The 12,199-nt window shown below is 67.6% G+C and carries 11 protein-coding genes; 5 read left to right on the forward strand and 6 right to left on the reverse strand.

The window, feature by feature from the left end; genetic code table 11:
- The first annotated feature begins 35 nt into the window (after positions 1-35).
- The 3 genes from ABIC25_RS11855 to ABIC25_RS11865 are packed head-to-tail and all read left to right on the forward strand — an operon-like array spanning position 36 to position 5,200.
- Positions 36-1,610: an ABC transporter substrate-binding protein gene (locus ABIC25_RS11855; RefSeq protein ID WP_354561548.1), complete on the forward strand. Its 1,575-nt coding sequence runs from the start codon at positions 36-38 to the stop codon at positions 1,608-1,610.
- The gene (locus tag ABIC25_RS11860; RefSeq protein WP_064571941.1) at positions 1,611-2,576 is read left to right on the forward strand and encodes an ABC transporter permease; all 966 of its coding nucleotides are present in this window, start codon (positions 1,611-1,613) and stop codon (positions 2,574-2,576) included.
- Positions 2,573-5,200 (forward strand): dipeptide ABC transporter ATP-binding protein, encoded by a 2,628-nt coding sequence (locus ABIC25_RS11865; protein ID WP_354561550.1) that lies wholly within the window; start codon positions 2,573-2,575, stop codon positions 5,198-5,200. Before ABIC25_RS11860 ends, ABIC25_RS11865 begins: the two co-directional genes overlap by 4 nt.
- A gap of 34 nt (positions 5,201-5,234) precedes the next feature.
- Here the strand turns inward: ABIC25_RS11865 and ABIC25_RS11870 are convergent, their stop codons facing one another.
- From ABIC25_RS11870 to ABIC25_RS11880, 3 genes are read right to left on the reverse strand one after another with little or no spacing between them, the layout of a single operon-like run.
- Entirely contained in the window at positions 5,235-6,641 is a 1,407-nt protein-coding gene (locus ABIC25_RS11870) for a phytoene desaturase family protein (protein ID WP_354561551.1), read from the reverse strand.
- Positions 6,642-6,697: 56 nt separating this feature from the next.
- Positions 6,698-7,240, reverse strand: a complete 543-nt coding sequence (locus tag ABIC25_RS11875; protein WP_004021823.1) for a GtrA family protein — start codon at positions 7,238-7,240, stop codon at positions 6,698-6,700.
- Positions 7,241-7,263: 23 nt separating this feature from the next.
- A complete protein-coding gene (locus ABIC25_RS11880; RefSeq protein ID WP_101820644.1) occupies positions 7,264-8,094 on the reverse strand; it encodes an aldo/keto reductase in 831 nt (276 codons plus the stop codon).
- Between the two features lie 61 nt (positions 8,095-8,155).
- Here ABIC25_RS11880 and ABIC25_RS11885 point away from each other — a divergent pair, with 61 nt between their 5' ends.
- Positions 8,156-9,739 carry a phytoene desaturase family protein gene (locus ABIC25_RS11885; RefSeq protein ID WP_354561553.1) on the forward strand — a complete coding sequence of 528 codons (1,584 nt, stop codon included), beginning with the start codon at positions 8,156-8,158 and terminating at the stop codon, positions 9,737-9,739.
- Between the two features lie 136 nt (positions 9,740-9,875).
- Here the strand turns inward: ABIC25_RS11885 and ABIC25_RS11890 are convergent, their stop codons facing one another.
- From ABIC25_RS11890 to ABIC25_RS11900, 3 genes are all read right to left on the reverse strand, one after another.
- On the reverse strand, positions 9,876-10,556 hold the full coding sequence (locus ABIC25_RS11890; protein WP_354561554.1) for an arginase family protein: 681 nt from the start codon (positions 10,554-10,556) through the stop codon (positions 9,876-9,878).
- Positions 10,495-10,812 carry a hypothetical protein gene (locus ABIC25_RS11895; protein WP_004021827.1) on the reverse strand — a complete coding sequence of 106 codons (318 nt, stop codon included), beginning with the start codon at positions 10,810-10,812 and terminating at the stop codon, positions 10,495-10,497. The genes ABIC25_RS11890 and ABIC25_RS11895 overlap by 62 nt, the downstream gene beginning before the upstream one ends.
- Positions 10,813-10,895: 83 nt before the next feature.
- On the reverse strand, positions 10,896-11,693 hold the full coding sequence (locus ABIC25_RS11900; RefSeq protein WP_354561555.1) for a MerR family transcriptional regulator: 798 nt from the start codon (positions 11,691-11,693) through the stop codon (positions 10,896-10,898).
- Positions 11,694-11,852: 159 nt separating this feature from the next.
- On the opposite strand from ABIC25_RS11900, the gene ABIC25_RS11905 reads away from it, so the two are divergent.
- Entirely contained in the window at positions 11,853-12,197 is a 345-nt protein-coding gene (locus ABIC25_RS11905; RefSeq protein WP_354561556.1) for a nuclear transport factor 2 family protein, read from the forward strand.
- The last annotated feature ends 2 nt before the right edge of the window (positions 12,198-12,199 follow it).

A 12,199-nucleotide genomic window follows, 5' to 3' on the forward strand; every position in this document is an offset into this window, starting at 1 on the left:
CCCGGTGAGTGAACACCTCGGGCGGGAGGACAGCGATGACCGATTCGGCCGCGGGGTCGATGCCGTCGTCGCTGAGCAGGCGCGGATTCTTCCGGGTCGCCGGTGTCGCGGGCACGACGATCCTCGGCGCGTCACTCCTGGCCGCATGCGGTGGTGGATCATCGGACACCGCCAACACGATCAAGGCAGCCATCGCGGGTGAGCCCGATCAGCTCGATCCGCAGAAATCGAGTTCCTACTTCACGTTCGAAGTTCTCGAGAACGTCTTCGACACCCTCGTCGAGCCCGACGAGAAGCTGCAGATGCGGCCTGCCCTGGCCGAGAGCTGGGTGGTCGACGCCGACGGGTTGAACTGGGACTTCACCCTGCGCGACGGGGTCACGTTCCACAACGGCGACCCACTCACCGCGGCCGACGTCGAATACTCCTTCCGTCGGATCATCGACGAAGAGCTCTCCAACGCATACAAACTCGATGCCATCGCCTCGATCACCGCGCTCGACGAACGCCGGGTCAGGTTCACCGTCACCGCTCCCACGCCCAATCTCCTCACCAGCATCGGCGGGTTCAAGGGCCTGGCCATCGTGAACCGCCGCAACGTCGAATCCGGCGAGATCGCCACCACACCCGTGGGAACAGGCCCGTTCCGCTTCGTCTCCCGCTCCCCCGGCGCCTCGATCGTCCTCGCGGCCAACCCCGACTACTGGGGTGGCGCACCCGCCGTCGACGGCGTCCACTTCAGCTTCATCTCGCAGGGCACCACCGCGGTATCGGCACTGCGGTCCGGTGAGATCGACTGGACCGACGCCATTCCCGCTCAGCAGCTGAGCATCCTGCGCCGCGACGACACACTCGACGTGGGCACCGTGGTCGCCAACGACTACTGGTACGTCACGATGCACTTCGACGCCGAACCGTTCGGGGACACCCGGGTCCGGCAAGCCGTGGCCTACGCGCTCGATCGCGAGTCCATCGCTCAGGTCGTGGGATACGGGACCGCGACACCGAATCAGCTCGCCATCCCGTCGACCAGTCCCTGGTTCGCCCCATATGACCGCTACACCGCGGGCCTCGATCGCGACGCCGCAGTGGCGAAATCGAAAGAACTGTTGCGCCAGGCCGGTATCCGCGGCCTCGACATGCGGCTCATGGTCACCACCGAGTATCCCGAGACGGTGACCGCGGCACAGGTGATCGCCTCGAACCTGGAGGACGTGGGCATCACGGTCAAGATCGAACAGCTCGACTTCGGGGCGTGGCTCGACCGTCAGGCGGCAGGCGACTTCGACGCTCTGCTACTCGGTTGGCTGGGCAACATCGACCCGGACGATTTCTACTACGCCCAACACCATTCCGAGGGCACCTCGAACTCACAGAAGTACTCGAACCCCGAGGTCGACGCGCTGTTGGACCGTGGCCGCACCGAACTCGACGTCGCGACGCGCAAACAGACATATGCCGACGCCGCGAGCATCATCGCCGACGACGTCAGCTATCTCTACCTCTACAACCCGTCGTCGACACAGGCCTTCGTGACACAGCTGCAGGGATACGTCGTCCGCCCCGACAAGGCCATCCGGTTCCGCGATGCCCGGTTGGAGAGGAGCTGAGTGACAGCACTGCATTCACCGCTGCTGCGTTTCATCCTCGTGCGGCTTCTCTACACGGTCGCAGTGCTTCTCGGCGTGATCGTCGCGGTCTTCTTCCTGATGCAGATCGTCCCGGGCGATCCGGTGCGCATCGCCCTGGGCACCCGCTACACGCCGGAATCGTATGAGGCGCTGCGCAGCGCGTCGGGTCTCGACCAGCCACTGGCCACGCAGCTGGTCAACTACGTCGGAAACGCCTTCACCGGCGATCTCGGAGTCAGCTTCCGCAACAGCGAACCGGTGACGACGATGCTGTTCGAAAGGCTCCCCGCCACCATCACACTGGCGACCGCGGCGATCGTCGTCGCGCTGCTCATCGCCGTCCCGCTGGGATTCTGGGCCGCACTGCGCGAAGGGCGTATGGCCGACAACGTCATTCGCGTCGTGAGTCAGTTCGGGATCTCCGTGCCCGACTTCTGGATGGGCATCCTGCTGATCGGGCTGTTCTCCACCGCGCTCGGTTGGCTGCCCTCCGCCGGGTATCAACCCTTCGCCGACGACCCGCTCGGATGGCTCGAACACCTTGTGCTCCCGGCGATCACGGTCGGGGTGGTCACGGGGGCGATCATGACCCGGTACGTCCGTTCGTCCGTGCTCGACGTGGTCAACGCGCAGTTCGTCACCACCGCGGAGTCCAAGGGTCTGAGCACCAGAAAGGTCATGCTCGACCACGTCGGCCGCAACGCGCTCGTACCCGTCCTGACGATCTCCGGTATCCAATTCGCCGGCCTCTTGGGCGGTGTCATCGTCGTCGAGGTCGTGTTCGCCTGGCCCGGGCTGGGCCTGCTGGTCTACGACTCCGTCGCCGCCCGTGACTACCCGGTCCTGCAGGGCGCGATCCTGCTCATCGCGGTGATCTTCCTGGTCGTCAACCTCGTCGTCGACATCCTCTACGCCGTCATCGATCCCAGGATCCGACTGTCATGACCCTCACCTCACCCGATCCTCCCGAGCCGGGCACCGCCGACGAGTCGGCCACCAGGGCATCGGGCTCCGGCGCGCCGACCGACTCGGCCTGGCGCCTGCTGTTGCGCAATCGCACATCGGTGATCGGGCTCGTCATCATCGCGGTCGTGCTGGTCTGTGCAGTATTCGGTCCACTCATCGCTCCTTACGGCGCCAACGAGATCGACGTCCCGAACGCGCTGCAGGCGCCGAGCTGGTCGCACCTGTTCGGCACCGACGACCTGGGTCGCGACGTCTTCTCGCGGGTCGTGCTCGCCGCGTCGGTGAGCATGCGGGTGGCGGTCATCGCGGTGGCCATCTCCCTCACCGTCGGCGTGATCCTCGGCATGGTCGCGGGTTTCGCGGGTGGTGTCCTCGACACGGCGCTCATGCGCATCGTCGACGTCGTGTTCTCGTTCCCGGTCCTGCTGCTGGCGCTGGCCATCGTCGCCGTCCTGGGGCCAGGCGTCACCTCGGCGATGATCGCGATCGGCGTCGTGTACATACCGATCTTCGCCCGCGTCGCCCGGGCGGACACGTTGCGGGTGAGGCAGACCCAGTACGTCCAGGCGGCACGCACGATGGGTGTGCGAACGCCGGCGATCCTGGCACGCCATGTGCTGCCGAACATCTCCGGACCGGTCATCGTCCAGACCTCGATCTCGCTGGCGTTCGCGATCCTGTCGGAGGCGGCACTGTCGTTCCTCGGCCTCGGTGTTCAACCGCCCGACCCGTCGTGGGGCCGGATGCTCTTCGACGCACAGGGATTCATCACCACCGCGTGGTGGATGGGCGTCTTTCCCGGTCTGGCCATCCTGGTGACGGTCTTCGCGTTCAACCTCGTGGGCGATGGGGTCCGCGACGTACTCGACCCGCGTCAGCGCACGCTGTTGCGCAACCGGGGGCACGAGCGCAGGTCGCCGACGGTGACAAGACCCACGACCGGGAAGCGCCGCGAACCCGACGGTTCGGTGCTGCGCGTCGAGGATCTCGTCGTCGGTGTCGGCCCGCGCGAGATCGTGCACGGCATCAGCTTCTCCGTCGCGCCGGGTGAGACGCTCGGCATCGTCGGGGAGAGCGGATCGGGCAAGTCGCTGAGCGTCCTGTCGGCGACCGGACTGTTCGACGCGCCGAGCGCCTATGTCCACGGCTCGGCGGTTCTCGGTGACACCGAGATCGTCGGCGCCACACCGTCGAAACTTCGAGCACTGCACGGTTCGCGCGTCGGATTCGTCTTCCAGGACCCGTCGTCGAGTCTCAATCCCCTGCTCACCGTCGAGCAGCAGCTCACCGAGGGCCCGCGCCGCCATCTCGGCCTCACGCGTGCCGAGGCGCGGGAGCGCGCGCTGAAGCTGCTGCGCGACGTGAACCTCCCCGATCCCGAGAACCGCCTGCGTTCCTATCCCCACCAGTTGTCCGGCGGCCAGCGGCAGCGCGTGATGATCGCCATCGCGCTCGCCTGTGACCCCGAGCTGCTCATGGCCGACGAGGCCACCACCGCACTCGACGTCACCACGCAGGCGCAGATCGTCGACCTCGTCGCCGAACTCCAGCGCGAACGCGGAATGGCGGTCCTGTGGATCAGCCACGACCTCGGCGTCATCGGTCGGATCGCCGACCGCGTGATGGTCATGCGCGAGGGGCGGATCGTCGAGAGCAGCGACGTCGCAACGCTGTTCGACGATCCGCAGGACGATTACACTCGCACGCTGCTCGATTCGCGTCCGCTGCTGAGCAAGGTCGTGGAGCGCGGCGACGCCCCGGCCCTCGAGAAGCGGATCGATGCCGACCCCCTGTTACGTGTCACGGGGCTGGGCGTCGACTACGTGGTCCGCGGTCCGTCGGGACGGCAGGTGGTGCACGCCGTCGACGGTGTCGATCTCGACGTCGCCCGCGGTCGCACCCTGGGCATCGTCGGTGAGTCGGGTTCGGGCAAATCGACCATCGCGGGTGTCATCACCGGACTCATCACCTCCGGTCAGGGGACGACGGTCCGGGGCAGCGTCGCGGTCACCGTCGACGGCCGACAGGTGGAGGCCGTCGGAGTCGGTGGCTCCGACGAGGCCCTGCTCCGGCGTCGGGTCGCGATGGTCTTCCAAGACCCGGCTGCATCACTCGACCCCCGCATGACCGTGGCCGCGTCGATCGCCGAACCGTTGCGGACGCACGGCCTGGCCGACAGCCGCAACGGGATGCGGCAACGCGCCGAGCAGCTGCTCGCCGACGTCAGCCTGGACGCGTCGTTCCTCGACCGCTATCCGCACGAGATGTCCGGCGGACAGCGGCAGCGGGTGAGCATCGCGCGTGCGCTGGCCTCGGACCCCGAGATCCTGATCCTCGACGAGTCGACCGCGTCGCTCGATGTCTCCGTGCAGGCCAGCGTGCTGGACCTGCTCGCCGAGCTGCAGCGCGAGAAGAACCTCACCTACCTGTTCATCGCGCACGACCTGGCCGTCGTCGAGCAGATCAGCGACACCGTCGCGGTGATGCAGGAGGGGAAGGTCGTCGAGAGCGGACCGGCGTCGGAGATCCTGCACGACCCGGCGACCGACTACACCCGCAAGCTGCTCGCGGCGATCCCGCCCGAAGTGCCGCAGCGGGCGTGACGACCCCGTCGACCAGAACCCGACCTGCGGTGCGTCAGCGAGCAGCCAGCGCCGCCTCGGCCGCACGGAATCCGCACATGCCGTGCACGCCGCCGCCGGGTGGGGTCGAGGCCGAGCACAGGTACACGCCCTCGACTCCCGTGGCGTAGGGATTCGGCGTCAGGCGCGGACGGGCGATGAGGTGCCACAGGTCGTTTCGGCCGCCGCCGATGTCCCCCGAGACGTAGTTGGCGTTCTCGGCCTGCAGATCGGCTGGGCCTGCGCTCCGCGTGGCCCGGATCCGCGATCGGAACCCCGGGGCGAAGCGTTCGATCTGGGCCGTCACCGCCTCCGTCGCGTCGCCGCTGAATCCCTGCGGCACATGCGCATACGCCCACAAGGGCTTGAGGTCACCCTTTGCCCGGCCCGGGTCGGCCAACCACTGCTGCCCGATGAGGACGAAGGGATCGTCGGGCATCCGACCGCCGAGCACAGCGTTCTCCGACCTCACGACCTGGTCCATCGTGCCGCCGAGATGCACGACGCCCGCCCGGTCACAACCGGGTGCGGTCCAGCCGACCTCGCCGTCGATCACATAGTCGACCTTGAACGCTGCCGGTCCGGCCTGATGATGCCGGTACCCCCGCGCAACGCGCTCGGGCTGTTGGGTCCCGAGAATGCGCTGCGCGGCAGTGGGATCGACATCCAAGAGGACGATGTCGGCGTCGAGTTGCGCACGTGAGTGCACGGGGTTGCCGGTGACGATCTTGCCCCCGAGATCTTCCAGGAGGGCCGCGAGCGCACGGGAGATCGCCGCCGAACCGCCCTCGGCGACCGGCCAGCCCGCGACATGTCCGGCGGCGGTGAGCATGACTCCGCCCGCGGCCGTGCCGATGTGGTTCAGGCGGACGAACGGATGTGCCGCGATACCGATGAACAGGGCCCGCGCCTGGGGCGTCGAGAAGGCTCTCGCCAGCGTGGTCGCGGGCAGTGCCGACCGGGCCGCGAAGCCGGCGAAGCGCAACGGATGCCGCGGCACCCTGAGCATCGGGCCGAGCGCATCGTCGGCGATGGTGCCGAAATGCTCGCCGAGCGAGCCGAACATCGCCCGCCACCGACGACCGTCGGGACCCAGCCCCGCTGCGGTCTTCTCGACGGATCGATAGAACAGGCCGGCGGTGCCGTCGTCGAGCGGGTGCGCGGCGTCGATCTCGGGATTGAGAAACCGTAGCCCGTACCGCTCGAGTCCGAGGGTCTGAAGGTAGGGCGAGGCAGCGCCGAGCGGATGGAAGGCCGAGCAGACGTCGTGCACGATGCCGGGTTCGAGGAACTCTGCGCTCCGCGTCCCGCCGCCGATCTCGTCGGCAGCCTCGAAGACCGTGACGTCGAGACCTGCCTGCGCGAGGCGCACCGCGCCTGCGAGTCCGTTGGGTCCGCTGCCGACGACGACCGCTGTTCTCATCCGGACACCGTAACCGGCAGACGCGGCGCGGGACCCTGCATGCCGAACCCGGTCGGTCAGCGGATCTTGAAGATGACCATCCGCTGGACGACGAAGTTGATCACGGTCGCGGTGCCCTGGGCGATGACGAAGGCGATCGCGGAGTAGAGGGCCGTCTCCTCCCACAGGTGCGACAACCAGCCGTACAACCCGACGTTCACCACGAAGGTCACGAGGTAGAGGCACACAACGGCGATGAACCGCGCGGTGCTCGGCTCGGCACGGAAGGTCCAGCGACGGTTGATGAGATACGCCGTGGTGGTGCCGAGGATGAACCCGCCCGCCTTCGCCACACCCCCCGGCACTCCGACGACGTACTGCAGGAACATGGTGAGGGCGTAGTCGAGGACGGCTGAGCCCGCGCCCGTGATGACGAACCGGATGAGCTGGGTTTTCAGGTCGACGTCGGTCGATGCCTCTTCGTCGTCGAGCGGCAACTCCATCGGCATCGGCGCATGCCGGGTGGCGAAGTCCTCGTGACGCGGGTGATCGGCGTCGTGGAGATGGTGGTCAGCGCCGACGGCGTTCTCGTCGTGGTCACCGGGATCGGGTCGAGACACGCTGACACCCTAGCCGAGGCGGGTCAGAACTCCTCGTCGACGTCGGAGTCGCGGGCGGCACGTTCGCCGCGGTCGAGGGTGGCGAGTTCGGCGAGATCCGCGTCGTCGAGAGCAAAATCGAAGAGGTCGGCGTTCTCGAGCTGTCGCCCGGTGTGCGACGACTTCGGAACCACGCTGATGCCGTTCTGCACCGACCACCGCAACGCGATCTGGGTCGGCGACTTGCCGTACTTGCGCGCGATGCGGAGGATGACCGGATCGGCGAGCAGCCCCTCCTTGCGGCCCGTCGGATGCCATGCCTGTGCGTGAATGCCTTTCTCGGCCATGAACTCTCGCAGTTCGGTGCGCGGCAGGACCGGCGAGCACTGGATCTGGTTGAGCACCGGCCACCGCCCAGTCTCGTCGAACAGCATCTGGAGGTGATGCTGCTTGAAGTTCGACACGCCCGGCGTGCGGACATATCCCTCGTCGGCCAGCGTCAGCAAGGCCTTCCACGAGTCGACGGTGCGGCCGAGGCTCGGGCACGGCCAGTGGATGAGGTAGACGTCGATGTGGGCGACGCCCAGCCGCCGGGCGCTCTCTTTGGCGGCGTTGATCGCCTCGTCGAAACCCTGGTCGCCGCCACCCAACTTGGTCTGCACCACGATGTCCTCGCGGGGGACACCGGTGCCGTGCAGGCCCATTCCGACGCTCAGCTCGTTGCTGTACCGCGGCGCGGTGTCGAGGAGGCGGTAGCCGGATTTGATGGCCGACCCAACGGCGCTCACACACGGCCGGCCGAGCATGTTGTAGGTGCCGAGCCCCACCAGGGGGATCGAGTTTCCGTTGCTGAGCTCGACCGAGGGGATGTCCACCGCATCAGGATATGTCGACAACCGCATCCTGCGTCGTGTGTCGATCTGGAACGCTGGACCGATGGGCATCGCAGACGACTCGTCGTATGACGACATCGTGATCGGCGCGGGCCACAACGGCCTGACCGCCGCCGCGTACCTCGCCCGCGCCGGACGCCGCGTGCTGGTCCTGGAGAAAGCGGACCACGTCGGCGGCGCCACCGTGTCCGCGACACCGTTCGCCGGTCTGTCCGCGCGGTTGTCGCGGTACTCCTACCTGGTCTCGCTGATGCCGCGCGCGGTCATCGCCGACCTCGACCTCGACATCTCGCTCGTCCGCCGACGCTATTCGTCGTACACACCGGTGCCCTCGGACCCGGCGCGCGGAATCCTGGTCGACACCCTCGACGACGACGCGACGGCCGCGACGTTCCGGGAGGTGACCGGGTCCGACGTCGGCTTCACCGCATGGCGGTCGTTCTACCGTCGGCTCGGCGTGGTCGCCGACCGCGTGTTCCCGACCATGACCCAACCCCTACGCACCGCGGCCGAGATGCACGACCTCGTCGTCGGCCGAGACGGGCTCACCACCGACACCTCGACCGCCGAACTGTGGGAAGCGCTCACGACGCTGCCGCTGGGCACGCTCCTGCGCCAGTACTTCGACGACGATCTCGTCCGCGGCATCGCAGCGACCGACGGACTCATCGGCACCTTCGCCGACCTCGACGATCCGTCCCTGCGCCAGAACATCTGCTTCCTCTACCACGTCATCGGCGGCGGAACCGGGGACTGGGATGTGCCGGTCGGCGGCATGGGCGCGGTGTCGGGAGCGCTGTATCAGGCGGCGAACTCGGCGGGCGCCGACTTCGTGACGGGAGTCGAGATCACCGGTGTCGATCCCGACGACGGCACCGTCGAGACGACGAACGGGACCTTTCGCGGGTCGATGCTCTATGCGGCGTGCGCGCCGCAGGTCTTCAACACGTTTCTCGACGGGGTGCCGATCCCCTGCGAGCCCGACGTTCGGGGTGCACAGCTCAAGATCAATCTGCTGCTCGACCGGTTGCCGCGACTCCGCGACGGGTCGGTCTCGCCGGCGGCGGCCTTCGCCGGAACGTTCCACATCAACCAGACCGCAACCCAACTAGGCGATGCGTGGCGGCAGGCGAATCGTGGTGAGGTGCCGGATCTCCCACCCTGCGAGATCTACTGCCACACCCTCAGCGATCCGTCGATCCTGGGACCGGAGCTGGCCGGCAAGCACACGCTGACCCTCTTCGGTCTGCACATGCCGCCCGAGGTGTTCGACGAACCCGGTGCCGTCGAACACGCCGTCGGTGCAACCTTCGCGTCGTTGAACTCCGTACTCGGAGAACCCGTTCAGTCGGTCATCGCGCATGACCTGAACGGTCGTCCGTGCATCGAGGTGAAGACGCCGCAAGACCTCGAAGACACCATCGGACTCCCCGGCGGGCACATCTTCCACCGGCCGTTGCAGTGGCCATGGGCCGAGACCGCCGCCGAAGTCGGCCAGTGGGGCGTCGAGACCCCGCATCCGCGAGTGTTGTTGTGCGGGGCGGGTGCTCGACGCGGCGGCGGGGTCAGCGGCATCCCGGGCCGCAACGCCGCTGCCGCGGTACTGGGAGTGGACGCGTTGGGCTGACCGGCTCACCGATCCGACCCGGGCCGCTCAGGTGAAGGTCAGTGCCGACACGAGTGCCGACACGAGCCTCGGTATCGCAGTTCGATCCGCCGCGGCGTGCGCGGGGTCCAGCTGCCCGATCGACATCCCCCGACACTCAGGGTCTCGCAGCAGCGTGACCAGGGCCTGTTCGAGGATCGCGATGGTCGGGCCACTGTTGCGTCCGTTCACGTTCTCGGCGATCGGCGCGTCCAGGAAGTCGAGCACGTCGACGTCGAGGTGCACCACGAACGGACCGGGGGCGAGAGTGCTGCGGGCGGTGCGGGCCGCATCTCCGGGGTCGTCGCAGAGCGTTCGCTGATCGACGATCGGGAGTCCCAGCTCGGCAACCTGATCGCGTTCCCACCGAGTGGTCTCCCGAGTCACATCCACTCCGAGGTAGACCAGGTCCGACGGGTGCAGCCGTGCAGCTGCCGCCGAGCACGAGCAGACGCTGCCCGGCTGCGAGCAAGCCGGCAGCAGCTGCGGAGAGTTCCTCGAGTGCATCTGTCTCGTCACCCAGGTTCTGCGCGAACGGGCTCTCCCGGTCGGGAAACCACAACCGGGTCGTGAGATCTCCCGCGTCGACGACCTCCGCGCCGGTGGCAGCCAGCTGCTCGATGAGGCCGGCATCCCGCAATGCGGTGGGCGCACGTTCGACGCCCACGCAGTAGGCACCGGCACTACTCGGCGCCCCCAACACCGTGATCTTCACCGAGTCCTCCTGGCGGCCTGGGTCACTCCCCCTCGATCTTCTGCGAGTTCGCCCATCGGCGTCCGGGGTCGCCACCCCATGCATCCCAGGCCACACGTCCGGCCGAGGGAAAACCGTCCTCGCCGTTGCTGAACCCGGTGGCGTCCTTGTCCACCTCGTGGCGGGAGAAGTAGTTGCGCATCTTGCGGATCTGCTCGTCGTCGACGTCCTTGCCCTCGGCCAACTGGTGGGCCCGATGGCGGCCGGTGTCGGTGAATCCCTTGCCCGCCTTGCCGTCGTCGATCCATCGAACCGCGCGCTGGGCTGCTTCCTGGACGTCCTTGGGAGGCTTGTGACTCATGTGCCGGGCTCCTGTCGTCGGGTTGTGTCCACCGCGTGCCCCTCGACGACGGCCGTGAAACCCGCGGCCTGTCGCCACCGGGGTCAGCTGTGGACCGGCCACGCGATCTCGGTTGTCCCGCTCTGGCCCGGGATGCCGTCGACATACGTCTCCCTGACCGGCCCGGGCGCACCGATCCCGTGCTCGCTGACGTAGGCCCCGAGGTCGGCGTAGACATCACCGATGGTCGCGTCGTCGCCGTGGTGAGTGGCGACAGCCATGTGAACCGGCGGCAGGACCTCCCGTCGCACGCGTCCGCCGCCCGTTGCGGCGGCTGTCGGTGACACCGGCCAGAAGACGGCGCAGTCGCCGCGCTCGTCGAGGAACAGCTCCGTCGACCACAGGCCACCCCGAGGTCCCTGAGCGGAGAGCGCCGAACGCTCGAGCTCGTCGTCCAGGTCCTCGTTGGCCTTAGTGAACCATCCGCCGAGATCTACCAGGTCGATCGTGTCGCGAATGACGAGGACCGATACTGCCGGGACCACACGGCGCTCGATCGGCGCCGACGTGGGCGCCGAGTCCGTCAACAGTCGGCGCAGCGATTCCACCGCGGACTGCGTCTCCGCGAGACGTTGCTCCATCCGACGCAGATGATCGGCGATGATCTCGTTCTTGGCAGCTGCGGAGGGCGCTGTCAGCGCACAGCGCACCTCCTCGACCGGCATGTCGAGTGACCGGAGGTGGTGGATCACACGTGCGTCGTCGATCTGCTCGGGTGTGTAGTAGCGATACTGAGTGGCGGCATCGATGCGAGCCGGCTCGAGCAGACCGACGCGGTGGTAGAACCGCAACGCTTTCGCGCTGAGACGGGTGGCTCGGCTGAAGTCACCGATGGTCATCATGCTGGGCACCTCGCCATCCTCCCCCTTCCCCCAGGGGGAAGCTCAACTCGTCGGTGACTTCATGGACCGCGCTTGACCTTCCCCTTGGGGGAACGGCCAGTGTGTGGGTTCGGAAGAAGAACACGAGACGCGAGCTACCGAACGAAAGGCATCATCACGATGGTTTCCATCCCCTCGCTCCCGCCGGCCGTCGAGACATACCTCGACGCGACACCGAGCACAGATCCGACCCAGATCTCCGCGCTGTTCGCCGAGTTCGCCACCGTCGTCGACGACGGACACACTTACGACGGGCGTGCCGCGATCGCCTCGTGGCGCGCGGCTGTCGCCGACGCGTTCACGTACACGGCCACACTGATGCGTATCGAGCGCGACGGCGACGCCGTCATCGCCATCCAGCGCATCGAAGGCGACTTCCCCGGCGGCAGAGTGGATCTGGCCAACCGGTTCACGGTCGACGCCGGCGGCCACATCAGCTCGCTACGCATCGAACCGGTGCAGTAGCG

The organism is Gordonia sp. PvP123, assembly GCF_040547295.1.
Taxonomy (GTDB): Bacteria; Actinomycetota; Actinomycetes; order Mycobacteriales; family Mycobacteriaceae; genus Gordonia; species Gordonia terrae.